The organism is Nitrospira sp. ND1, assembly GCF_900170025.1.
Lineage (GTDB): Bacteria > Nitrospirota > Nitrospiria > Nitrospirales > Nitrospiraceae > Nitrospira_A.
Window position 1 is genome coordinate 1,959,195 of sequence record NZ_FWEX01000006.1, and the last position, 23,642, is coordinate 1,982,836.

Annotated in this window: 28 protein-coding genes; 5 read left to right on the forward strand and 23 right to left on the reverse strand. The window is 59.8% G+C overall.

The features are described from left to right. Positions 1-102: 102 nt before the first annotated feature. From rfaE2 to NSND_RS14005, 7 genes are all read right to left on the reverse strand, one after another. Positions 103-585, reverse strand: a complete 483-nt coding sequence (gene rfaE2 / locus NSND_RS13975; protein ID WP_080879586.1) for a D-glycero-beta-D-manno-heptose 1-phosphate adenylyltransferase — start codon at positions 583-585, stop codon at positions 103-105. Positions 586-675: 90 nt separating this feature from the next. Continuing rightward, positions 676-1,869 (reverse strand): DNA polymerase Y family protein, encoded by a 1,194-nt coding sequence (locus NSND_RS13980; RefSeq protein WP_159450789.1) that lies wholly within the window; start codon positions 1,867-1,869, stop codon positions 676-678. 7 nt (positions 1,870-1,876) lie between these two features. After that, complete coding sequence (locus NSND_RS13985) at positions 1,877-2,488, reverse strand: SprT-like domain-containing protein (protein ID WP_235000344.1); 612 nt, start codon at positions 2,486-2,488, stop codon at positions 1,877-1,879. Between the two features lie 57 nt (positions 2,489-2,545). Continuing rightward, positions 2,546-3,544, reverse strand: a complete 999-nt coding sequence (locus NSND_RS13990) for a GSU2086 family protein (RefSeq protein ID WP_080879589.1) — start codon at positions 3,542-3,544, stop codon at positions 2,546-2,548. After that, on the reverse strand, positions 3,528-4,106 hold the full coding sequence (locus NSND_RS13995) for a D-sedoheptulose-7-phosphate isomerase (RefSeq protein WP_080879590.1): 579 nt from the start codon (positions 4,104-4,106) through the stop codon (positions 3,528-3,530). Before NSND_RS13995 ends, NSND_RS13990 begins: the two co-directional genes overlap by 17 nt. A 54-nt stretch (positions 4,107-4,160) precedes the next feature. Further along, positions 4,161-5,099 carry an SPFH domain-containing protein gene (locus NSND_RS14000; RefSeq protein ID WP_200810535.1) on the reverse strand — a complete coding sequence of 313 codons (939 nt, stop codon included), beginning with the start codon at positions 5,097-5,099 and terminating at the stop codon, positions 4,161-4,163. Positions 5,100-5,126: 27 nt separating this feature from the next. Beyond that, positions 5,127-5,561 carry an NfeD family protein gene (locus tag NSND_RS14005; protein ID WP_080879592.1) on the reverse strand — a complete coding sequence of 145 codons (435 nt, stop codon included), beginning with the start codon at positions 5,559-5,561 and terminating at the stop codon, positions 5,127-5,129. Positions 5,562-5,703: 142 nt separating this feature from the next. Between NSND_RS14005 and NSND_RS14010 the strand changes: the two genes are divergently transcribed. After that, the gene (locus NSND_RS14010) at positions 5,704-6,960 is read left to right on the forward strand and encodes a TIGR02710 family CRISPR-associated CARF protein (RefSeq protein WP_080879593.1); all 1,257 of its coding nucleotides are present in this window, start codon (positions 5,704-5,706) and stop codon (positions 6,958-6,960) included. A 6-nt stretch (positions 6,961-6,966) separates the two neighbouring features. Then, the gene (locus NSND_RS14015) at positions 6,967-7,368 is read left to right on the forward strand and encodes an acyl-CoA thioesterase (RefSeq protein ID WP_080879594.1); all 402 of its coding nucleotides are present in this window, start codon (positions 6,967-6,969) and stop codon (positions 7,366-7,368) included. A 264-nt stretch (positions 7,369-7,632) separates the two neighbouring features. Here the strand turns inward: NSND_RS14015 and NSND_RS14020 are convergent, their stop codons facing one another. The 11 genes from NSND_RS14020 to NSND_RS14065 all read right to left on the reverse strand — a co-directional run bounded on the left by NSND_RS14020 (position 7,633) and on the right by NSND_RS14065 (position 16,386). Continuing rightward, complete coding sequence (locus tag NSND_RS14020) at positions 7,633-8,871, reverse strand: SGNH/GDSL hydrolase family protein (protein ID WP_080879595.1); 1,239 nt, start codon at positions 8,869-8,871, stop codon at positions 7,633-7,635. 291 nt (positions 8,872-9,162) lie between these two features. Then, positions 9,163-9,834 carry a hypothetical protein gene (locus NSND_RS14025; protein ID WP_080879596.1) on the reverse strand — a complete coding sequence of 224 codons (672 nt, stop codon included), beginning with the start codon at positions 9,832-9,834 and terminating at the stop codon, positions 9,163-9,165. Between the two features lie 67 nt (positions 9,835-9,901). After that, a complete protein-coding gene (locus tag NSND_RS14030) occupies positions 9,902-10,642 on the reverse strand; it encodes a GDSL-type esterase/lipase family protein (protein ID WP_080879597.1) in 741 nt (246 codons plus the stop codon). 145 nt (positions 10,643-10,787) lie between these two features. Next, complete coding sequence (locus tag NSND_RS14035; protein ID WP_080879598.1) at positions 10,788-11,468, reverse strand: N-acetylmuramoyl-L-alanine amidase; 681 nt, start codon at positions 11,466-11,468, stop codon at positions 10,788-10,790. A 201-nt stretch (positions 11,469-11,669) separates the two neighbouring features. Next, positions 11,670-12,260 carry a hypothetical protein gene (locus NSND_RS14040; RefSeq protein WP_080879599.1) on the reverse strand — a complete coding sequence of 197 codons (591 nt, stop codon included), beginning with the start codon at positions 12,258-12,260 and terminating at the stop codon, positions 11,670-11,672. Between the two features lie 254 nt (positions 12,261-12,514). Next, positions 12,515-12,871, reverse strand: a complete 357-nt coding sequence (locus tag NSND_RS14045; RefSeq protein WP_159450790.1) for an META domain-containing protein — start codon at positions 12,869-12,871, stop codon at positions 12,515-12,517. A 188-nt stretch (positions 12,872-13,059) separates the two neighbouring features. After that, positions 13,060-13,434 carry a glyoxalase superfamily protein gene (locus tag NSND_RS14050; RefSeq protein ID WP_080879601.1) on the reverse strand — a complete coding sequence of 125 codons (375 nt, stop codon included), beginning with the start codon at positions 13,432-13,434 and terminating at the stop codon, positions 13,060-13,062. Between the two features lie 135 nt (positions 13,435-13,569). Continuing rightward, positions 13,570-14,112, reverse strand: coding sequence for a GNAT family N-acetyltransferase (locus tag NSND_RS14055; RefSeq protein WP_080880888.1), 543 nt, complete (start codon positions 14,110-14,112; stop codon positions 13,570-13,572). Between the two features lie 113 nt (positions 14,113-14,225). Further along, positions 14,226-14,735 (reverse strand): hypothetical protein, encoded by a 510-nt coding sequence (locus NSND_RS21035; RefSeq protein ID WP_143833557.1) that lies wholly within the window; start codon positions 14,733-14,735, stop codon positions 14,226-14,228. Between the two features lie 138 nt (positions 14,736-14,873). Continuing rightward, positions 14,874-15,422, reverse strand: coding sequence for a hypothetical protein (locus NSND_RS14060; protein ID WP_200810536.1), 549 nt, complete (start codon positions 15,420-15,422; stop codon positions 14,874-14,876). A 334-nt stretch (positions 15,423-15,756) separates the two neighbouring features. Continuing rightward, positions 15,757-16,386 (reverse strand): thermonuclease family protein, encoded by a 630-nt coding sequence (locus NSND_RS14065; protein WP_159450791.1) that lies wholly within the window; start codon positions 16,384-16,386, stop codon positions 15,757-15,759. Between the two features lie 245 nt (positions 16,387-16,631). On the opposite strand from NSND_RS14065, the gene NSND_RS14070 reads away from it, so the two are divergent. After that, entirely contained in the window at positions 16,632-16,865 is a 234-nt protein-coding gene (locus NSND_RS14070; RefSeq protein ID WP_013250776.1) for a hypothetical protein, read from the forward strand. 312 nt (positions 16,866-17,177) lie between these two features. Here NSND_RS14070 and hemL read toward each other — a convergent pair whose 3' ends face one another. Further along, complete coding sequence (gene hemL / locus NSND_RS14080) at positions 17,178-18,461, reverse strand: glutamate-1-semialdehyde 2,1-aminomutase (protein WP_080879605.1); 1,284 nt, start codon at positions 18,459-18,461, stop codon at positions 17,178-17,180. A 265-nt stretch (positions 18,462-18,726) separates the two neighbouring features. Between hemL and NSND_RS14085 the strand changes: the two genes are divergently transcribed. Further along, positions 18,727-18,957 (forward strand): hypothetical protein, encoded by a 231-nt coding sequence (locus NSND_RS14085; protein WP_080879606.1) that lies wholly within the window; start codon positions 18,727-18,729, stop codon positions 18,955-18,957. A 241-nt stretch (positions 18,958-19,198) separates the two neighbouring features. Next, positions 19,199-19,441 (forward strand): hypothetical protein, encoded by a 243-nt coding sequence (locus NSND_RS14090; RefSeq protein WP_143833558.1) that lies wholly within the window; start codon positions 19,199-19,201, stop codon positions 19,439-19,441. 48 nt (positions 19,442-19,489) lie between these two features. Here the strand turns inward: NSND_RS14090 and NSND_RS14095 are convergent, their stop codons facing one another. From NSND_RS14095 to NSND_RS14110, 4 genes are all read right to left on the reverse strand, one after another. Further along, complete coding sequence (locus NSND_RS14095; RefSeq protein WP_080879608.1) at positions 19,490-19,897, reverse strand: YidB family protein; 408 nt, start codon at positions 19,895-19,897, stop codon at positions 19,490-19,492. Between the two features lie 36 nt (positions 19,898-19,933). Continuing rightward, positions 19,934-20,473 carry a barstar family protein gene (locus NSND_RS14100; protein WP_080879609.1) on the reverse strand — a complete coding sequence of 180 codons (540 nt, stop codon included), beginning with the start codon at positions 20,471-20,473 and terminating at the stop codon, positions 19,934-19,936. A 6-nt stretch (positions 20,474-20,479) separates the two neighbouring features. After that, positions 20,480-20,944, reverse strand: a complete 465-nt coding sequence (locus tag NSND_RS14105) for a guanyl-specific ribonuclease (RefSeq protein WP_080879610.1) — start codon at positions 20,942-20,944, stop codon at positions 20,480-20,482. 276 nt (positions 20,945-21,220) lie between these two features. Then, complete coding sequence (locus tag NSND_RS14110; protein WP_080879611.1) at positions 21,221-23,560, reverse strand: 6-phosphofructokinase; 2,340 nt, start codon at positions 23,558-23,560, stop codon at positions 21,221-21,223. Between the last annotated feature and the right edge of the window lie 82 nt (positions 23,561-23,642).

Sequence of the window (23,642 nt, forward strand, 5' to 3'; positions counted from 1 at the left end):
GAGTACGCTTCGCCTCTTTGCTCGCTGCGGCCTCGCTGGACGAATTTTTTGACCATCCTGCATTTTTTGATTGTTCTGACAACTGAAGTTCATCAGCGGTCTTTACGCTGTCGTGGAGCGAATACGTTGCACCAGGGTGGTCGTCGACACTCCGGGAACGAGTGGAATGGTCTGGACGCGGCCGCCGCGGGCCTCGACCGTCTCCCGTCCCACAATCCGGTCAACGGACCAATCTCCACCTTTGACGAGAATATCCGGCTGGAGGGTTGCGATGAGGGCGCCGGGGTCCGGTTCCGAAAAGGTCACCACATAGTCTACGCAGGCCAGTGCAGCCAGAACCTCGGCTCGCTGGGCATCGGGCACAATGGGACGATCGGTGCCTTTGTTCAGGGCGCGCACGGACTCGTCGGAATTCACGCCGACCACCAGCACATCACCCAGATTGCGAGCCGCTTGCAGGTAGCGGATATGGCCGATGTGCATCAGGTCGAAGCAGCCGTTTGTGAAGACGATGCGTTGTCCCTGCCGACGGCGCTCTTCCAGTCGTGAGGCAAGTTCTTGTCGCGTGGTGACTTTGGTGTGCATCGTGGTCTCGCCTGCGAAAAACTCATCTTAACAGGATGTGGAAAAAGTCTGCCACCACGAATCCACGACGGCCTTACCGCAATCCGGTGGTCAGTTTTCCGTGCGACGTCCCCGCTTCTTTGGGCTGTCCCCGCCCTGTGGAAGTCCTCCCAGTCGAACCACGCCGGTGCCGTGTTGCTGGATCAACCGGTCGAGTATGGCGACCGCGTCGCGCTGCCGCCGGTCGAACAAGGGTTCAGGAGCAGGAACCAGATCCGACAGCCCGAGGCCCACCAGGCGATAGCGCGATCGCGGCTGCAGCAGTTCGGCGAGGGCGAGGCGGATGTCCGGCCACATATCCGGATCGTAGTTCACCGGTGACGAGAACTTCCGTTGCCGCGTGGTGATGCGAAAGTGCGAATCCTTCAGCTTCACGGTGAATGACCCGGCGGCCAGACCCTCCAGCCGGAGATCGTGCGTTAACGTTTCGAGAAATCCGTGGATGATCGGTTCCAGCAAGGCCGGATCGTTGGTGTCTTCGTCGAAGGTGGTCTCATGGCTCATACTCTTGGCCTCGCGATCGGCCACCACGGGATCGGAGTCGTGGCCGCGAGCGAGTGATTGAAACGCCGCCAGCCGCGAGCCAAGCAGGCGGATGAGGGATTGTTCGAAGCGGGGTTCGAGCAGATCGCCGACGGTGTGAATGCCCAGGCGCTCGATGGCTTCAGTGGATTTGGGACCCATGCCCGGCAAGGAGCGAATCGGCAGCGGGGCGAGGAACGCCGCTTCCGAGCCCGGTTCAATCACGGCGAGCCCGTCGGGCTTATGCGCATCGGCGGCGATCTTGGCGACGGTCTTGCCGGACGCCAGGGCAATGGTGCAGGTCAGGCCCGTGACGCGGGTAATGTCGATTTTGAGCGCCTGCCCCAACTCACGCGGATCGGGATGCCGCGTTTGCAATCGGGTCGTATCCGCGTAAAACTCATCGATACTTGTCCACTCGGTTTCCGGGAAAAACCGGTCGGTGATGTCCTGAAGCTGGCGGTGCAAACGCGTGTATAGCGGCCGGTCAGGCGGTACGAGAACGAGCTGAGGGCAGAGCCGCATGGCCTGAATGGTCGGCATCGCCGATCGCACCCCGAAGCGACGCACCTCATAACTCGCCGCTGCCACAATGCCGCGAGGCGGAGGCCCGCCCACGGCAACCGGTTTGCCTGCCAGCGACGGATCAGCGAGAACGGCTGCCGACGCAAACATGGCGTCGATGTCGCCGAAGAGAATTTGTCGGGGCCATCGTCCGGACATCGATGTCCTACACGGGGGTGAAGGGAAAGCCGAGCTGAGGACCTGCGGCAGATGTGTGGGCCGGTTCCGCTGTAGAGGCGGGTACCACGGCAGGCAGTTCGCGGAGCGGCCCCCGACAGGCGCCGCAGAAGTGGCGTCTCGGTTGAATAGTCCGGCGTTGTCGTTGATAGAGGCAGCCGCAGTGCTGGCAACGCCAGGCATATTTGGCCAAGGCAGCCACTTCTTTTCCCAGCGAGTGATAGATCGTGATGCCCAGGCCGTCGCGATTCATCTGGTCCATCATGCGACGAAAATCGGCACCATGATTCGGGCGACGCTTCAAGATATCGTACTGCCACTGGTGAATCATTTCGTGCGCCAGGGTCATGACGGTTTCGTGGCTCGGCTCCGGATTGTTGGGTTTGAGCAGCACCGCCGACAGTCTGATGCAGCGCCGTCTGGTTGGTGCCTCGGTGGTGCGCGTGAGTGGTTGTCGGGGTCCGATCCGGCAGACAAACATCCCGGCTGAGGAGGTCAGTCGGCGGCTCCATTCAATGGGAATCGGGGGTAAGGTGCCCTGAAAATAGCGGCGATTGAGGTCGGTCCAGATTGTGAGCAGCGGTTCCGGAGAGGGTGACATGGCACTCACAACATGATCGTGATGTTGAATAGTCGAGCGAAAGCTGAATGGCCAGAGTCAGCGGCCGGACAATTCTTCAATGACTGCGGCGGCCAACAGCGGCACCATGATCTCGTGATGGCCGGTCAATGCGTATCCCTTGCCGCCTTTCTGGGTTGGGCGGCGCACGACATTGGTCATGGGGCGATAATGCGTGAGGAAATCCATATTGACCGTGGTGATGTTCGTCAACGGATGACCAAGGTTGCGTCCGAGCGAGACGGCTTTCAGGAAGACCTCCGGCAGGATCACGGCCGACCCCAGATTGAGATAGACCCCGCCTTCCATTTCGGAGACAACCGCTGCCAGGCGGCGAAAATCGAGCAGCGAACCCGCCCCGATCGCGGCGCCGTCGGCTGACGGATGCATGTGAATGATGTCGGTCCCCACAGCCACGTGCACGGTGACGGGAAGGCCCAGCCGGAAGCCGGTGGCCAGCAGGCTGGTGGCGCGATGCGGAAACAGTTGTTTCCGTCGATGAATATAACTGCCGAGCGATTCGCCGAGCCCCTGGCCTTCTTTCATGCCCAGGGTGATCGCTTCATTGAGCATGCGGCCGGTTTCTTCCGCCATGCCGAATCGGCCGGAGTCGATCTCCGCGTCCACTTCCTCGGACGTGTGCCCCATAAACGCGAGTTCGAAGTCGTGGATGATCACGGCTCCGTTCATGGCGAGAGCGGTGACGATGCCGCGTTCCATCAGATCGACAAGGAGCGGGCCGAGCCCGACTTTCACCACATGGGCGCCCATGCCGACGATCACCGGCTTGCCGTTGCGATGGGCTTTGGCAATGGCCTTCGCGACTTCGCGCAACGTCTTGACCGCCAGGATATCGGGGAGCGAATCGAGAAACCGGGCGAACGAGCGACCCTTGGTCCAGACCTTGGCAAAGTTGGAGACCTGCACCTTGCTGTGTCGGCGCTGGAGCGGATAGGTCTTCAGGCGCGACGCATCGATCGGCCGGATGATCGCGGGGGGCGTCGATGCTGCAGTGGGGCGCTTACGCCGGGTTGGCAAGAACGTGATCCTCAATGAGTTCGCAGAGCACATGGCCCAGGGTGATGTGACTTTCCTGAATGCGGGCGGTCAGCGTGGAAGGCACGACGAAGGCGTAGTCCACCATGCCGGCCAGTTTGCCGCCGGTTCCGCCGGTCCAGGCGATCGTGGTGAGGCCCAGGGCTTTGGCCGCCTCGACCCCTTTCAACACGTTGGGGGAGTTGCCGCTGGTGCTGATCGCAATCGCCACATCTCCACGCTGCCCGTGTGCCTGAACCTGACGGGCGAACAGCTCCTCGAAGCCGTAGTCGTTGGCGATGCAGGTGATGGCGGCAATATCCGTGGCGAGGGCAATGGCCGGCAACGGGGCACGTTCGCGCTTATAGCGGCCGACAAACTCGGCGGCGATGTGCGCGGCATCGGTGGAGCTGCCGCCGTTGCCGAAGAGCAAGACTTTATGTCCGGCCTGAAACGCGCCGCCGATGAGCTGTGCGACCTGTACGATTCGGTCGGCATGGTCCCGCGCGAAGCGCCGCTTGATCTCGGCGCTGTCGTCGAAGGCCTTGATGGCAAATTCTTTCATCGTCCGGAATTGTAGGGAAGCCCCGAGTCACTGTCAAACGACCGCAGACGTCTTTTACTTTCCCGGAGATGTGGGCGAAGACCGTTTCGTGATCATGTTCATCGCCAGCGTCAGCATCGACCCGACATCCGAGACGTTGGCGGGGAGCACGAGGGTGTTGCTGGCTTTGGCCAGTTCCCCGAACTTGGTGATGTACTGCTCGGCGACGCGCAGCTGCACGGCTTCGTAGCCGCCCGGAATTTGCGTGGATTCGGCGACTTTGCGGAGTCCGTCTGCCGTGGCGCCGGCGATGGCCATAATCGCGGAGGCTGCGCCCTCGGCCTCGTTGATCTGCTGCTGTTTCTTCGCCTCGGAGGCCTTGATGACCTGCTGCTTCTCGCCTTCCGCCTGGTTGATGGCGGCGTCGCGTTCGCCCTCGGAGGTCAGAATCACCGCGCGTTTTTCCCGTTCGGCCCGCATTTGTTTTTCCATCGCGGCCAGCACGTCTTTCGGCGGCGTGATGTTCTTGATCTCGTACCGCAGCACCTTCACGCCCCAGGGTTCCGTCGCCTTGTCCAGCTCATTCACAACCTGGCTGTTGATATTGGTGCGCTCTTCGAAGGTGCGGTCGAGTTCGATTTTGCCGATCTCGCTCCGGAGGGCGGTCTGAGCCAGCTGCGTGATCGCAAAGCGATAGTCGCTGATGCCGTAGGAGGCTCGCTGCGGATCCAGCACCTTGGAATAGAGAATGCCGTCGACGCCGACCTGTACGTTGTCGCGCGTGATGCAGATCTGTTCGGGAATATCGATGGCGGTTTCTTTCAGCGAGTGTTTGTACTGCACACTGTCGAGGAACGGCCACAGGATGTGGAACCCCGCGCCGAGTGTCCGTGAGTACCGGCCCAGCCGCTCGACGACGTAGGCGCTCTGTTGCGGCACGACACGCGCGGTTTTCGAGATGACGAGCAGGACGAGGCCTGCAAGAAAAATGACAACCCAGAGTCCGCCTGGCATTCCGCTATCCTCCATGATGGTGCGACCTCATTCAGGTTTGATCCACAGGGTGATGCCGTCTACGCGATCCACGAGGCTGCGTTGTCCTTTGAGCAGCGGCTTGTCGCCGGCGTTGTGCGCATTCCAGGTGCTGCCCCGGCATTCCGCCTTGCCCGTGGCGCCGGGAGGAAGGTCGTCCAGGACGATGGCGGTTTCGCCGCCCATGGTATCGACCGATGAGACGTTGCCCCGGTCGGCCGTCATGAGACGGCGGAGCGGGGGACGAAGGATGACGAGGGAAGCGACCGAGAAGACCGAAAACAGGAGCCAGGACATCCATTCACTGTGAATCATGCCCAGGCCGACCAGCGCGCCGACAACCAGCGCCCCGATACCGAAGAACAACATGTAAAACCCGCCGGGTGTGACGATTTCGCTGCCGAGCAGAAACAGTCCCAGAAAGGCCCAGAGCCACCAGGTCATCGCACCTCCTCAGCCGTCACGGGCAGCGGGGTTGTCTCGTGATTCACGCGGAAGTCTATGCGTCTTTCCCGGGACCGTCAAGAACTGTGAGGAAAGCGTCGTTCGTTGAAGCAGCCGGAGTGCAGTGGTATAGTCCGCGGTCATGCCTGCGGATACTCCTGTCAAAGCGCTCATCCTCGCCTTCACCGACGCGCCGTCGCTCGCCGCGTATGTGATCAACCGGCTGCAGCCGGAATTGCTCTGCTTTTTCGTGCCGGAATCGGCGAAGACGCTGGTTGAGGAGGCGGTGCAACCGCTCGTACAGCAGATGCCGAAGCGCTGGGACTGGGTGGTGACGCCCGATCCGGCCGATGTCATTGCCTGTCATCAGGCCCTGTCACGATCTATTCACGACCTCTTTCGAAATTGGGCCGTGCAGGTGGGCGAGGTGGTGGTCGATTTGACCGGAGCGACTCCCGCCATGGCCGCGGCGCTGGCGACGGTGAGCCAACCCTGGACGTCGCGAGTCATCAGTCTGGTCGATGCGGAGGGCCGCGAAGAGGGTGAGGCGATCGCGATCGGCGGGTTGGCCAAGTATTGGCTGCAAGGCAATCCCTGGGATGAGTCGGCGGTCGTGGTGCGCCGTGAGGCCAGCGACGCCTTTAATCATGGTTCATTCAGGGCCGCAGCCACCCTGTTTCATACGCTGGAAGCTCGCGTGAGCGGGGGACAGAAACCCCTGTATCGTGCCTTGGGCGAATTGGCGTTGGGGTACGGGTTGTGGGAGCAGTTTCACTACCGCCAGGCATGGGACAAGCTGAAGACCTCGTTGAAGGCGCTCGATATGGCGTCGCTCTGGGGCGGGCCGCCGGGGTTAAAGGCGCTCCTGCCGTTCATTAAAGCCAATAACGGATTTTTGGAAAAGCTGGTACTGGATCCCGCCGACGTGAAGGAAGGGGTAGTGCTCGATCTGCTCGCGCATGCCCATCGTCGTGCCCACGTGGACCATGACCATGAGCGGGCCATGGTGGCGCTCGTGCGCGCAATGGAAGCCTGCGCCCAGCGGCAACTGTTCAAACAGTACAAGATCAAGACCTGGGATGTGCAGCCGGAGCAATTGCCTGACGCGATGCGCGACACCTGCCGCACCTGTTACCTCGATGATGTGGACGGGAAGTATAAGCTCCCATTGCAAAGCCAGTTCCGGGCCCTGGCCGGTCTTGGCGATCAAATGGGGCAGGCCTTTCTTCGCGATTGGCCCAAGATGAAGCCGCTGCTCGACGCCGCCAACCATGCGGTGTTGGGCCACGGGTTTGAGGCCATCAAATCCGAGCGGGTGCAGCAACTGTCCGATGTGGTCATGAAACTCACGGGCGTGAACGAGTCCTCGTTGCCGAAGTTTCCGGTTCTCAATCTCTAGCCGACGATGGAGATTCGCATTTACTACGAGGACACCGATTGCGGCGGGGTGGTGTACTACGCCAACTATCTGAAGTATTTCGAGCGGGCGAGGACGCAGTATCTCGAAGAGCGAGGCCTCTCGGTTGCAGAGTTACGGGACGGCGGGACGCAGTTTATGGTCGTGCATGCAGAACTGGACTATCGGTCACCTGCCCGCTATGGTGACACCTTAACCATCGACACGAACCTCGCGGCGGTGGGCCAGGCTTCTCTCACCTTTGCCCATGTCATGAGAGAACGGACGAGCGGGCGCGTGGTGGTCGAAGGCTCGGCCAAGTTGGTGACGGTGGATGACAACTTGAAAGTAAAGCGACTCGACAAACCCACCTTGGCTGCGTTACAAGGACCTCCAGAGACGAGGAGCTAATGGACAAACTCGGTACATGGCTGGCGGTGACGGGCGTGGCGATCGGTTTCGTCGTCCTCGCCTGGTTGCTCTTTTCCGATAATCCCGCCGACAAGAAAAAGAAGAAACCGTAAGCCCTCCTCGCCTCTCCTCCCGCAAAGGCATGTTCCCACCGTTGTTGCAGCGCCTATTCCCTATCTCATGGGCGGAATGACGACGCGTTGAGCAACGAACGTAATTTCCACCAACGTTCGGACGTTGCGTCCATCAACCGGAGCCATTGACTCAAGGCTGGGCTGCGATCTGGGGCGGGTGGAGCAGACTGTCGAGGGCAGTATTCACCAGCGTCGCTACGATGCGGTGGCCGCGTTCATCCGGATGGGCGAGGTCGAGGTAGAGACTCGCGTCCTGGGCGAGGACCTGACCCGCTTCGACGACGACAGCGCCATGCCGGCGGGCAACGGCTCGCACGATGTCGTTGTATTCACTGTCGAGGCGGAGCGGCCTCCCGCCGTGGGTCAGTTTCCAGGCGGGGAGGGTGAGGCTCGCCGTGATCGTCGCTTCTTCTGACGCCCCGCGCTGTTCCAGGACTACGGCGAGGTATTTCCTGGCGAGATCCGAGAACCAGTTGTCCATGTTCACGGCAATCCGCAGTTCCGCTTCGGCCTGTGCCTGCCGTCCGGCATTCAGGTGGGCGATGCCTGCCCGCAGATGTTCGGAGTGAGCCGGATTATCCTGAAATGCAACGAAGACCAGCGGCACGTGCCGTTCCTGGCAGAATCGTGCGATGCGCTCAAGATTCTGCCGATACTGGTCTGGCGAGACCCGGGTCGGCGCTGTTCTTGCGTCAACGGTCGTGCTGCCGTCGCCGCTTCGTTTCATGAGGTGTAATCTGATCAGCAGGTGCTGGAGGCCTCGGTACAGATAGATCTTCTCTCTGAAGTCCATCCGATGCAGCAGTGCCTCCCGCTCGAATTTTTCGTGGCTGTCGGTGGCCGCTTCCGAGGGCACCACTCGACGATCGTTGAAACTGAACGAGGCGATGACGACATCCGGGCGGACGCGGTCGAAATATTTGAGCAGTGCCGTATACCCCTGGAAAGAGCTGTATCCGCTTACGCCCAGGTTGATCACGTCGGCATCCGGGCGCAGATCGTCCAGCACTTCCGGGTACGCATTACGGGTCGGCACACCCCACCCGAAGGTATTGGAGTCGCCGATCGCAAGGATACGCTTGTGGGTCGTATCGCCGATCTGTGCCGTATCGACGGCGAAGAGCCCCTGCGCATCGAATTCACGCAGGTATCGAGCGGGCTCATGCCGATGCATCTCTCCCGCAACGAGCCCCTTGAAGTGCGGGCGACGTTCCCACCCCAAATCCGGCGTGTATCGATACCAGTCAGGCTGCTCCGGGGCCAGATCGGCCTGCGCCGTCAGCAGGGCTCGCGATACCCCTTCAAGGACCAGTAAGCCGGTCAGTGTGAGCGCCACGCCGATCAGGGCTGCGGTCAGACGAGACTTCATGCACAGACTCCGATCGTTGCGGCGTTCCTCCAAGTCACAGCGCCCTCGGGCGGAACGTCGGGGCGGAACCAGGAGGGAAAGAGTTTCGGGCCCGGTCAGTGAGCGACCGATGCCGTGACTTAGTATTGAGGAAGAGATCCGACTTGCCAAGCAAAGCGTAAAGTTTTGCAGGGGCGGGGACGGGCGGGTGGTTTATCCCAATCTGAGTGGAGGGACCCTCCCCATGGAAGGTTGAAAGAAGGCAATGGCCCGCTGTTCCCGCTAGCCCGGACTATTCATGAATAATCGGGGCTAGGGAGGCGCGGTGAGATCGGTCTCGATCCAGGTGATGTAAAACAGGGCCGTGTACTGATCGTAGTGTGTACGACCGATGATCGTGGCGGACGATCCTTTGTATGCGCCGGTGAGATTGTCGAAGACATCGAGGTGGAATCTGGCATAGCCGCTTTGGGCCTGAAGCTTATACAGCGTCAGCTCAGGAAGGGCAAAGGGAACGACCACGCTTTGGATGGGCGGCATGCCGACAAACGTCAGGCCCTGCATGGTGCCGAGCGCTTCGATGGCCACACGGACGAGGTAGGCAGGATGATCGTCGCGTTTGCGAATACGATAGCCCATCCGGCCGAGCGCCACCGCGACCGTATCCCGGACGAACAGGAAATCCACGGTGGGATCCTGCACCGTGCCGGAGGTTTGGTCACGCATGTTTAATCGCCCGCGATCGATGTAAAACCCGCTGACTTCCAGATGCAGATCGGCCTGCGCCGGAAGCGTCAGTGTGAGATTCGTCAAGGCTTGATCCACGGCTCCTGTCAGCAGCAGTTGCTCCACCGCCGTCCGCGGCGTACGCGAAATCTCCTGCTCGATGGCACAGCCGGCACAGAACAGTGAGAGGGCAAGCCACGTGCCTGTGATTCGCCATTGGCGGCAACCAGTCCTGTCTTGGAATAATCGAACGGTCATGTCATGAATCCTAGCGCGCCGGTGCTGTTCCAGCCGGATGAGATAGTGCCCCTGCACCGACCTGTTTTCATTCGCCCAGCAATGTTTTAACCAGGTCTTCCATGCCCTCGGCCCATAGGCGGTACCCGCGTTCATTGGGGTGCAAGGCGTCCGGCATGACCTCCTCGGAGAGGCGTCCTGCCTTGTCGAGGAAACGCGGGCCCAGGTCGAGGAAAAACACGTGGCGCTGGTCGGCGAAGGCCCGCAATCGTTCGTTGACGGCCTGGTTCACGCGACGCAGTTGGTCGTTGGCGGACTGGCCTCTGGGAAACACCGCCAATAACAAGATTTTGGTTTGCGGCAAGCGAGTGCGTAACGTAGTCAGAATCGCATGGACTCCGGCAGCGGTTTCTTCCGGGGGATCCTCGCGCCTGGTCGCGTTATTCGTTCCGATCATCACGATCGCCAGTTTGGGAGTGATGCCGTCGATTTCACCATGTTGGAGCCGCCAAAGGACGTTGTCGGTCTGATCGCTGTTAAATCCCAGGTTCACCGCCTGACGGCGTCCGTAAAAGGTATCCCAGACCCGGCGGCCATCCTCTTCCCATCCCTGCGTGATGGAATCTCCGATGAACAACAGATCGACAGGTCCTTGCTGAATGCGGGCCACGGCGCGCGCATGACGCGCAGACCACCAGGATGCGGTCTGTGGGGCAGGAATCGTGGCCTTGATCTGTTCGGCGGAGACTGAGGCGGGCCAGATGGAGAGGAAGGCAAACCCAAGCAAGAAGGGGAGAAAAGACAGGACAAGGGATGGGCGACGGCGCATACGGACCCTCCAGCGATGATCTGTGATTCTTATCGCACGAATTGCGTCAGATCAAGCCTGTGCGCTCGCGCCGAGGGCCGGTGGTGCACACACATCTCACGCGAGGTCATCGGTTAGGTCAAGGCCTCACTGCAGGCTCTCTGCGTCATCCGTGGCAACAGCCCTCGTGGCCGGTTGTCGATTTTATGGAGGAGGCCGGTTGCGCGTCCAACGCGACGGACGGAACCCCATCTTCCGCCTCCGGCGTGAGGACGAGTGTCTTGAGGCGCGCCCAGGGAAAAGCCGTGCCCGGATCGCTACGCCGGGCCGGGTCCAGCTTCGCGTGCGAGACGACATGTTTCAGGTTGGGATATTTGGCCCAGCAATAGCGCACGATCTGCGCGGTGGCGTGGATTTGCCAGTCGGAAAATCGATCGCTGCCGGCCTGACGGTTGACCACCTCGATCCCGAGCGACCAGTGGTTGACCTTGTCGGCGCCGTCGTTGATGCTCGGGTGTGAACAGGAATTCCTGACGTGCCAGGCAGCCCTGGCCTCCGGGGCACAGGCCCAGACCAATTGCCCATGCTGCGGCTCATCTTCATCCGGCAGCAGCCAGTGAAACGACGCCTTGCCTTCCTTCATCACGGAGACGGCTCCGGCCGAACTCGAACCGGCGGTCGCATGAATGACCAGCGCTTTGATGCCTAAGATGGCGTCGAAGATGCGGCTCGACGTGCTGGTTTCCCAATAGGCTTGAATGCCGGGGTACCAGACTTCGTTGAGCATCACATCGGATGGGCGCCCTCGTTGCGGCAGGTTGAATTGATAGGTGGAGGGATTGGGCATGGTGGTTCCTCCGTTGGACTCCTCCCGAGTCTCACACCTCTGAGACTGAACCCTTGCGCAGCCTCAGCACGAGGTGGTGGCGAGAGAAAGCAAATGGGACTGATCCTCCGTTGCCGTGGATCTCTTCACGACACGGCTCGGCAATGCGTATAGCATAAACGGAGAGAACTGTAAGGAGTCCGACAACGTTTTGTTTCATCATCATTCGCCGGCGTCGGTCACCAAACGACGATCTGAGAGCGTGAGTATCATTCTGACGACGAGTCCGGCCAGGCTGACGTAGAAGCCGAAGGTGAGCCACAGCTTGATGATCGTCGCACAGTTGGAAATCCGGACCCACAGGCTCTGAATACGACCCTCAGTCGAGGGGAGGTAATGGCGGAGCTGCACCAGTTGAATGAGGTGTTCCGTCCAGTCGGCCGTCAGTATCATCGCAAGCGGCGCTGCGATCCATGCGGGGTGGAACGGGTGCCCCAACGTCGCCCAGACCCACCAGAGACTGCCTGCGAGTGTTCCTCCATGCGCGACCGGAAACAGGAAGTCGAGGGTCAGGTGCTTCTCCGCTGCCCAGTGGCCTACGAACGTGAGCCAGTTCCGGTATTCCGCAACGGCGATTGTTTTATATCGGAACCAGCGCCGGTTCATCGGCTCGGGTGTGTCTTGTGTCCCGCCGATCGGCTGACGGATCGCGGCAGCGCGCCCGGTCGCATGAGACGGGAGATGGTCGCCGCCGAACAGAACTGCGACCGGGAAGCCAGGAGTGAGGAGAGCGTTGAGTGTCACAGATGCCATGATGTGAAGCTCCAGTCTCTACTATTTCAATGAGCAAAACCGATGCCGGGGTGTGATGAGAAGAGCCGCATTGAGGGATACCGATTCTGAGCGGGATAAGCGAAGCCGCAAAGTGGAAAGGTCTGTGCGGGGTACGCAGATCGGTATCAGAAGGGATACTCTGTCGTATCAAAAGGGATACGGCGTCGGAAAAAAGAGGTGGGAGAGTGAATCGATTCGGGTCCGGATCGGCAAGAGAGGTCGAGAGTTTCAGATCAGTCCAGCGGGCGGCGGTAAAACTCTAACGGCGGAGCGAGGTTGCTTTCGAACGACAAGCTTTCGCCGTCCAGGCGGTACCGGGTCGAGGCTTCAAATGCCCTGATAAACGAGGCTTCAAACTCCATATGCCGGGGCTCGCAGGCCATACGGGTGGTGATGCCTCGAAAGACCTTCACCTCTCCCCTGCGGGGCCCGAAGACGATGGCTGCACTATAACGATTGCAGCCGGCATGGCCCGACACTCGTCCATCCTTGAACGAGAGGATCACGGGTTCTCCGTCGTCGCCATAGGGAACCGAACGATCACCCCAATGTGTCAGCTCCCATCGATTGTTTTCGGCGCGTCGAGTCATGTCCTCCGGTGAAGGCGACGAGACGCAGGATGCCAGTAGCAGTGCGGCACACATTGCGAGCGAAATATGAAAGAAGTGTGTTGGCATGCGGCGGTCCTCCAGTCAAAAATTCCTGAATGATGAGTTCGTCGGGAGATGAGATGACGGCCGTTCGTGATCCGCGTCGATGATGCTCGTACAGCAGCGGCCTAGGACTGAGTGCCGCGGGTATCAGTGAACGTCAATCGGTTTCCAAAGGGGTCGGTCACCGACATGTCATGACTGTCCCATGGGGTCAGGTCGATGGTCGGCCGGGCGTATCGATACTGTTTCGCCGCAAGTTGCCGCTGGAAGGCGTCCAGACCGGTCGTTTCGATCCGCATGGCCGCCCCGGGACTGCAGTCGCCATGATGCTCGGACAGATGCAGAATGCAGCGATCTTTCGAGATCTGCATGTAGAGCGGCAAGTGCGCTTCAAAGCGATGCTCCCAATCCAGTCTGAAGCCCAAGAAATCGAGATAGAATTCCTTCGCCTTCGCTTCGTCGAAGATGCGGAGGATGGGGATAGGTGTTCCCAGTTGCATCGAAGCGGATTGTACGATGAGCTCGAATCGTTTGTCATGACGAAGGGCAGATAATCCGACAATCGATCGTTATTGAGTGAGGGTCGTCGCAAGACGGATGAGCGGTGATACTCGAAACGAAGGAGGAGGGTCTTCTCACACAGGCGAGTGAAGACGATACAGCACATGTCGGCGCAGCCAGGATTCGACGGGCAGCTGAGGATGGTCGAACTCGCAGTCGAGCCGCATGCCGAGACGTTCCAGCACCGCACGCGACTTCAGGTTGGCGATGGCGGTGAAGGCGACGAGCTCTTTCAGATGGAGTTGCTGGAAGCCAAACGCGATGGCCGATTGCGCGGCCTCCGTGGCATAGCCCAGGCCCCAGTATGGTTTGGCCAGGCGCCATCCCACTTCCACGCAGGGAGAGAACGGGAGCTTGTCGGAGGGAACATGTAGTCCGACGAAGCCGATGAATCGCCCTGACACCCGTTCCTCAACCGCCCAGAAACCCCAGCCAAGTTCGTCGATCAGTCGCAACACCCGTTGGGCAAACGCGTCGCTCTGCTCTCTGGACCAAGGCGCCGGATAATAACGCATGACATCGGCGTCAGAACTCATCAGAGCGAATGGCTCAAGGTCGGATGTTTGCCACTGCCTGAGTGTAAGGCGGGGAGTGTGGAGTTTAGTGGAGGAGAGTATGGCAGCGTTCACGTTAAAGTTAGGTGAAATGAGGGCAGTCTAGGCAACGCGAACGAGCCTCGGGAGGCGCTACTGGAAAGCCATGCTTGATTGCAAGACCTGCCCCCTATTTGTTACATACGTGCCTCTCGGAATGCCGCCGCTTGTTGCGGTGCAAGTTCGAGGCATGCTGAGAGAATCGTCAATGCATGCCTAAGAAAGGCTTCAGTGCGGTGCTTCGATTCATGAACGTCGTTGTTGTACTTACCGCCATGGAGGAGATTGTTTCGAACGCAGCGCACCATGCGCAATAGAAATTCAATCTCCGATTCATTGTTGGGATGAACTGGTGTTTCCCATGCAATCCCATGACTGTTAAGCACCTGTTGGTCCGGAGGCGAATCATTAAAGCAGGCACATGCTTGTAGGAGGCCATCTTTCGCGGTGGAGTTGAAAATCTTTCGAAGAGAAGCAGCAAATCTGTCCCAATCTGGCTCTGCTTTCGGCCAATCGGGAGGTTTTACAGGCCGCCGTTTATAGTAACCGGTAGCCTTAAGAGCATATTCAAAACGAGAAAATGTTAGGAAGAACTCCAGCAGCAATTCCTTGCTTACAGTAGTTTCTCCGAAAGGTTCTTCTTGCATGCGAAGCCTTGTTGGAACAGATGCATGATGCTGTGCGACATCGGAGGAAATTACGAGGCCAGAATTCAGGGGCCGGCCCTTTCTTTCTGGGTTCACCAGCGGACACAAGCCCGCCCGCGGCAACATGTTGGTATGCAGCTATTGAGCACCGAAGAATTTTCCACCCAAAGCGAACGCACCGGCAAGAAGCGTCGCCAAAGCAACGAGGACGCTCCACAATTGAGTTGGTTTCAAGCCGCCGATTATTTCGGCGACTGTAAGGTCCGAAGCCGTCTTGGACGGAAATACCTTTTTCGACGTCTGGGCCATCTTCTGCTTCCAGCTGGCTAGAACACCGCTGAACTCGGTGGAATGCAATGCCGAGGCTTCCAGTTGTACCCATTGCACGTACCAGTCGTATCCACGTTCGAGCAGTCCTTCGCTTTTTAGGCCAGCTTCGACCACAACCATGAGCGGGAGACCACGGGCGTAGGTCATGGCGGCCTCGATCTGATTCCACGGGGTGGGCAGCTTGACATCTGTGAGTGTGATCTCCTTCGGCCCTCCACGCTTTTCTGTGCCCGAAGCAAAGTGTGAGCGTTCGAGGGCTATGACCAATGTCCCTGAGCACTTGTCCAGCAGCTCGGTAACGGTCTTTAGCGGCGCGTCAGCGCTGAAGGTATTTCTTCCGACCGTATGTGGAATCATCCCTTCGCTCCGGAGTCTGTCCTCAACGGCGCGGACGAAGGCTTCCTGTCGCTCTGTGGCGGTGCCCCCGACACTAACGAAGACGTTTAGTTCATTCATGGCTCGACATTCCGCATGACAGATGCACGACTATGAGGTAGCTTCCAACAGTAACATTCGTGCCGGTGGCCCATTGATGGCGAGACCCGGATCTCTGGCGCACCGAAGTCGCTGACACTATCCTCACTTCAATAAACTCTGTCAAGAATTACCCGTAGGAGGACACTGTTAGTCATCCAACCTATGTCCCTATTGTGCTGCAGGCCTGTTCGGCTCCAACCGTGCTGCTCTAGGCCTATCCCCTCCGTCCAAATCCCTCCCCCGTCATCACCTCGGCCACGTTCTGGCCGTTCACGAAGACATCGGCCAGGGTCCGGCCGTAGACATCGCGGCCATGGGGGACGATGTTGATCGTTCCTTCCTGCATCAGTTGCTCCAATCGCAATGCAGCTTCTCGCCCGCCTGCTTCCGACAACTCAGGCGCGTTGTACCCGCGAATGCGGATGCGATCTGTTCCGTAGCGAATCGTATCGCCATCGACGGTGCGGACTTGCCAGGGTTCTACGGTTCGTTCGAAGCTTCCCATCGACAGCGCGTGACGCGGAAGGGACCGAAGCCCACGGCTATGAGAACGCGACTTTTTTGCGAAGGGATTCTTGTGCGGGCGCGGTCCCCGCTCATGCTGTCCACGTCGATACCGTGGCGTCTGATGTTGCGGCAGCGGCTGACGTTCCTCGGGTTTCAACCCCCAACAGTCGTTACAGTGAAACGGCCCAGGGTCGTTGGTGGCGGCCGGCGTATAGGTATGCAGGGTGGACCGACTTTCTTCCACGGCAGCGACGACTGGCGGGGCGGGCGACGCGACGAAGAAGAGCAGCGTGAACCGGCTGAGCAGGCGGGAAACACGTTCGTTTCTGTGCAGCATGGAAAGATGTCCTCCGAATGTTCGGGGTCGGACAAAGCACGCTCTGTGCCATGCGACGATCATTGATGGCTGCGGTTGACAAGCCGAAAAACCGCGTGCTCAAATGCCTTCCGTTGAAGAGCGCATGGCCGATGGCCAATAGCGAATAGTTGAGACTTTTGATTTTTCCGGAGCTCGTACCATAAGCCATATGCTATGTGCTCTTAATCTTTAAGACCGTACGAACTACTACAGGAGAGCCGCTCATGGATATGTTTGGAAAAGTGGGGCTGGTCGAGGTGCCGATCTTGATCGCTCCGGATCAAAAGGCCTGGATGGATCGCATGATCAAGGAAGGCAAGATTGCGATTCCTCCCGGCGGGACGCTGGAAAAAGGCTCGCTCTATTCGATGTTTGTCCGCATGCTCCTGCACAACGCGATGGAAGAACAGAAGCGGCAGGAAGCGTTGGAGATGGACGACGAGGACGACGACGAATAGCTCAGGATGCTGAAAACGGTCCCCAGCATCGTTCTCGCATCCCTCGGCCCCTCAACGTACCGCCCATGGGACAAGAGCCTGCCTCGGCTGGCTCGGGGTGGGTGGGTAAGACTGTCACGCCTCGGGGCCTCGTTCGCTGCGGCCTTGCTGGGAAACCGTTTTGAGCATCCTGAAGTCGTGCGGTGAATTCGATGGGAATGAATCGCGATCTGTATCTGAATGGATGCATTTCGTATCGGTTTCGATACGAAATGCAGGATTCGCGAACGACGCTTCACGAGCGCCGGGCAACGCCCGGCGCTCCATGCCGGGTCAGAGGTTCTTGAACGCAGCTTGAGCGGCGCTGATCGTGCGGTCGATGTCTTTGGGCGTATGGGCCACCGACATGAACGCGGCCTCGAACTGTGACGGGGCCAGGTAAATTCCGGCGTCCAGCATCTGGTGAAAGAACTTCGCGTAGGCCTTCGTGTCGGCTTTCTTGGCTGATGCCCAATCCGTGACCGACCCCTGAGTGAAGAACGCACACATCATCGAACTGACGCGGGTTTGCGTGAGCGGAACCCCGGCCTTTCGCGCGGCATTCCCCACTCCCTCCGAGAGGGCCACCGAACGCTGTTCGAGCTGTTCGTAGGTGCCTGGTTTCTTGAGGCGCTTCAGCGTTTCGATGCCGGCCGTGACGGCCAGCGGATTCCCTGACAACGTGCCGGCCTGATAGACCGGTCCGGACGGGGCAATCATCTTCATGATGTCCTTCGCGCCGCCGTAGGCGCCCACCGGAAGTCCTCCACCGATAATTTTCCCCAGGATCGTCAGATCAGGCTTGATGTCGTACAGCGTCTGCGCGCCGCCGTATTGCACGCGGAATCCCGAAATGACTTCGTCAAAAATCAGCAACATGCCATGGGCATCGGTCAGCTTGCGCAAGGCGTGCAAGAACTCTGGAGAGGGCGGAATCACACCCATGTTTCCGGCGATCGGTTCGACAATGACGCAGGCAAGCTGACGGTAGTGCTTCTTGATCAGTTTTTCCGTGGTGGCCAGGTCGTTATAGGGCGCGGTTAATGTGTGTTTGGTGAAGTCTTCCGGCACACCGGGGCAGTCGGGAATGCCAAGTGTGGTGAGACCTGACCCTGCCTTGGCCAGCAGGTAGTCGCTGTGGCCGTGATAACACCCTTCGAATTTCAGGATGCCGTCGCGTTTCGTGTAGGCGCGGGCGACTCGAATGGCACTCATGACCGCTTCGGTTCCAGAACTCACCAGCCGCACCATCTCCATAGACGGCAGGGCCTCGCGAATCATCGTGGCCAGTTGAATTTCCAACTCGGTTGGCGCGCCATAGCTGGTACCGTTTCCGGCGGCCTGTTGAATGGCCTTGGTGACGGTCGCCGGCGCATGGCCGAGAATCATCGGTCCCCAGGACAGGACGTAGTCGATGTAGCTGTTCCCGTCGACGTCGTAGAGCCGTGAGCCTTTGGCGCGTGCCATGAACCGAGGTTGCCCGCCCACCGAGCGAAAGGCCCGAACGGGGCTGTTCACTCCGCCGGGAATGATGAGTTGCGCGTCTGCGAAGAGTTGTTCCGATCGTTGTGTTTTCATGGGCCTCTTTCATCGAGCCGTGAGTTGGGGCGCCAACCTACCACGGGAAAATAAAAACGGTCAATTGTGGACAGTCTTCTGTGAGTCGGCACCGGTGGCTCTACTCATCCACGATTCGATACAGCCGATTATCCGAATAGATACACCCACGATGATTCGTAGCGGTATAAGGCAATGTTAGCACAGAGAAACAAGGAGTTAGAGACCGCCGACCATATGGCGCAAGTCTTGCTGAGTCTTGGGTATCACTGCGTAGGAGAACACGATGAAAGTAATCTGTTCCTGGTGCCAGAGCGAAGGCCGACCGGGGTTGGTGCGAGAAAAGGCTCCGTTGGCTGATCTGCGCGAGACCCACGGAATCTGCTCCGATCACTTTCAGCAAATGGCGGTCGGTCGGGATCCGCTGATCCCCGAATATGATGAAGGCTCGCTGCCGCGCCATGAATCTGTCGTCATCCGTCGAAGCGATCTGGCCGCCGTGGCCTGTTATGAATGAGCAAGCGTGTGCTTGGATGCGACCGTCCCACCGTCATCGCTCTTGGATTCCCCAACGAGAACGACAAAAAACGTCAATCACTGCCGGAATGCCACGCTATTGACGGCCTCAACGGACAAGCCTGATTGGCTCACGCGAACGATCCTGCTGAAAACATTGAATACTTCTTGGCCGATGCCCGCTGGTGCGACTCTTGCGCCCCCAACGTGGATGGTCGCATCGCAACGAACGGAGTGAAGTGGTGAAAGTGCTCTGTGCCTGGTGTGTACGAGACGGGAAGCCGGCGTTTCTGCGGGAGAAATTCCCGTTGGAGGATCCCAGTGAAACGCATGGGCTCTGTGGGGACCATTTCACCTCGCTCAGTGCGAGTGTGGGGAAAATCGTCACACCGAGAGTCTGGATGCTCTCACGCATGCACGACCTCTCCTGGGGACTGACGCGGTGGGCCCAACGGATGATGGGGCGGTTCTTCTCTCTCTGCTAGCGCGGAAGGGCCACCCGGCACCCTGAAATGAGTGCCGGGAATCGAGTCCTACCCGAGTTTTCCTCGCAAGAGATTCAATCCCTGTTCAATCAATGTGGCGTCCGGCATCTTGCCGTCCGGGGTCAGCTGATCGATGAGCCCGGGAAGCAGATTGGCCAGTTGGCTCCCGGCTGCTTCAGAGCTCAATCCCGCTTGAGATGCCAGTTGCTTCAGGAGGTCGCCGCCAAGGCCCTGCTGGATCTGCTCCGCCGAGACCGGGAGGTTCTTTCCTGTACTGACCCAGGAATTGACGATATCTCCCAGGCCGTTCTTCTGAAACGCCTGCACGAGTCCATTCAGCCCCCCGAGGGAACTGTTCTGCCCTAGCAGGTTCACTACGGCCTGCATCAGAGGGCTCTTATCGCCGCCGCCCATCATGCCGGCTGCCGCCTGTCCGAGTTGATCGAGAAGTCCCATCGTAACCTCCTGGCGTAAGTGGATTGAGTCGATTGTCTACCGCGGGGGCTTTTTTTTTGTGCCCTTGGCCGGTCCGGACTTCAGTGGTTTGCGCTCCATGGCCAACGGCGGCGCGAACCAATTGTGGCGGCTCCGTTTATGGCGATCCGAGACAGCCAGCACGGCGTGGAACGGCAGCCCGTCTCCCGTCGCCTCGTCGGATTCTTTCAGGCTCCAGGCTTCACCGGCTTCGCTCAAGATCTCAACGAAGGTTTCAAAGTCGTCTTCTTCGTCGGGTTTCGTCAGTACTTGATCCGCATCCGTCACCACCACGAGATAGCCCTTGGCCGGAAGCCAGTCCAGATCGGCCAAACATTCTTCGAGGGCATCCCAGTTGTGGCCGAAGTAGTCCGGAAACGAGAAGACCCGGCTGAATTCATCCAGCAGGCCCGCTTTCGTTTTACATTTCTTGCCGGCGACGGTTTTGGTGACGAAGTGCGCGGGGACGGAGAGAATTTTATCGAGCGCCTCTCCTTCGGCATGCACCAGGAGATGCGCCCAGGGTTTCTTGATCGATTGGAGGGCAATGAGCGACATGTCTCCTCAATTCATCGGAACAAATGTCCGGTAGTGGTCGGCAGTGTAATAGGCCTTGCCGGTGCGTTGGTCGATGACGATCCGTTCAGCGCCTCGATTCTTCCCCGGCACCTTGGGGTGCACATCGTACTCGCGATAGCGCCCGCGCGGCAGTACGCGTTCACGATTCTGAAAGGTGCGTCCTCCGATATAGCCCGGCGGCGGATCGCCATGCCGCGTTTCAATAGCGCTCAGCGTCTCTCGCGCAGTGAGCGGTATGGATGCCTGGTCGCTGCGCGTGGTGGTCCGGGGTCCGGCGCGCACGGAACCGTTCTGTGTCTGCGGCGTCTGATCAGGAGCCGGTGTGAGGATCGGGGTCGGCGCATCGAGGAGTGTCTGGCCCGGTTCTGCCGCGAAGGAGACGCCCAGGGAGAGAGCGACTGTGGCGCAGAGCCAAAGAAGAAGCCGTGTGATGCGTCGAATGGACATCATGATTCGCAACCGGTGGCATCAACAGGACGACCCTAACATGTCACATGGGAGGGGTCAACGTGCTACGCCGTCCGATCCTCTCGTCCGGCGGGGCTTTTCTCGTTCGGCCTCCTCGATGGGCTGCTATGGATGGCGATATCAAGAACCGGCCGGCTCACCAACTCGCCGGCGCGCACAGACGTGGCGCGATTTATTCATCGCGCCGTGCGCCCTGCGAGAAGCCCCGGCGGGTTTCAGTCTCGAACGCCTCGCAACGGCATTCATGAATCATCCGAGCTAGACCCTGTCGGGGGCCAACTCCGTCCCGTGCATGCGGGTGAACAACTCCCAGTCGAACGGTTTGGGCGCGACGGCATGGAGAGGAATCGTTTCGAGCCGGTTGGAATCGTGGTACGCGACCATGCAGCCGACGATCGTGTCCGGTTGTTCGACAAGCCGGCGGACGGTTTCGTAGGCGAGATGCTGCGCGATCATTTTGTCTTCCGGTGTCGGGGGGGCGCCCCTGAGCGTATGCCCCAGGATCGTCGCCTTCGTGGCCGTGGCCAATGCATAGTGGCCGGACTTCTCCCGACGTTGCGGCCAGGTTGCGATGGTGTTGGCCACATAGTCGACCAGCCCATGGACACCGCCTTCCCGGTGGTGCCGGTGGGGAGTTCGCTCTGCCACGACAAAGATGTGGCTCTTGTTGGGCACACCCAGGGTACGCTTCAACGTGCCCAGGACAATTTCTTCAATGTAGGCATCGGGGTCGGGGTGTTCATTCACGAGGATCCCTTCCGCCCGGGCCTGATAGGCGCAGGCTAATGCCAGATGGCCGGACCCCGCTCCCATGACCTCCACGAAAAAGATGCTGCCCATGGCCGCGCTGGTCGCCTTGAGGGATTCAATGGATTGATTGGCCAGCGCGATGGCCGAATGAAACCCCAGGGAAGTCGTGCCGGCGATGTTGTTGTCGATGGTGCCGGGAATGCCGACGACCTGCACCCCGTAGGTCTCGTGAATCGCCCGGGCGCCCCGCAGGCTGCCGTCGCCTCCCAGCACCACGAGCGCCGAGTCTGCGAGATAAGGCGCAAGAGACCGCATGGCGGCGCGTTGGACCTCCTCGTCTTTGAAATCTTCGAAACGGCTGCTGCCGATGGGGCTGCTGGCATGGCTGCCCATGCCGCGTGTGTCTTCTTCCGTGACGGGATCGATCCAGTTGTTCGCCAATCCGAGGAAACCGTGCCGGACGAAAAAGACCTCCAGGCCGAAGCGGTTTCCGGTCACGCGCAATTCTTTCAACGCCGCTCCGCCGCCGCCGAAATCCCCGCCCGACACGAGTGCCAGCAGGCGCTTGATGCGTTGAGGCTTGAGTGTGACGCGCTGGCTCCGCTCCCGCTCGACCGTCACCCAGGCTTCGCGGGCGACCCGTTCACTTTCAATCAGGCCGACGGCCGTGGAGTAGCCGGAGAGTTTGCCGTTCTCCAGCGTGAGGAGGACGACATTGTCCTGTCCCTCCTTGTATTCGCCGAATTCGGAAAACGCTTCGCGGAACGGACGAGGGTCCAGATAGATACGCAGTGCGCGCAGGGTCGAACTGTGGGTATAGAGGCAGAGCACTTCTCCGGGATGGGCACGGCCCAGCCGATGCAGGCCATCGATCACATCGATATAGAGGTCGAAGAACGAATGTCCTCCGGGATAACTATAGAAGGGATGTTTAATGAGCCGCTTGGCGGTCTTGGCATCGACGCCGAAGGCCTGCGCGGCAGCGTCGATCTCCGCCTGCTTTTCCATGCCGGTCACCCAGCCGAAATCCTGCGACTCCAACGTGGCTTCGATATGGGGATGGACGGCATCCGCACGGTCCGGAATCAGCGCCCTCGTGATGCGCCGGCACAGTTGTTCCGTGTTCGGACTATGGCTGATGAGGTGAAGGAACGTGCGCGGATCGAGATAGTTGCGCAATTGCAGATAACCCAATTGTTGTCCGACCACGCCCACCATGCGAGCCAGCGCCGCGCCGACGGCTTCCGCCCTGGGTATCCCGCGATCGGCATCCAGGACATTGGCCAGCCGCCGGCCCACTCGATGGGTCTTGCTCTCTACTTCCGAGACGCCATGGCGCATCGTGAGAAACAGCGTGCGGTCGCCGAGGTCGCGGGGAAGCAGCCAGAACCGGTCATCACCCAGATCCAGCACAATGCGGCCCTCGGCCAACTGTGGGGTCAACTGAGCGCGCGGCACGATGGCGACCGGGCGGCGATGCGCAGGCTTCTGCGTGGCGCCGATCGGCGCGCGATACAATGGGGCGAGTTCACCGCGAGCCAGGAGCCAGTTCCAGGCGGCAAAGAACACGAGTGGGTCGCCTCCGCACGCGTCGGTACTGACGGCCTGGCGTGCCGTGCGATAGGCCTCGGCGCTGTGCAGACCGGCCTGCGCCTGCTGGATGAAGGTTCTGATCCGGCCGATCGCTTCTTCGGCGCGCGGTAGCCGGTCGGCAGCGGGCGGCGGGGGAGGCGGCAGCACGAACCTGCCGCTCGAGGTGCGTTGCGCGAGGACCTCTCCGTAGGTCAGCAAGCCTTGCATCGTGACAAAGTCCAACTGATCGGTTGACTGGCTGTCCGAAGCGCTCATGCGTAGCCTCGTGTGCTGGTTCGTAAGTAAATTTTAATGAGACTGAGCGTGGTTCATCACCGAAAAGTATATGGATGTTCTT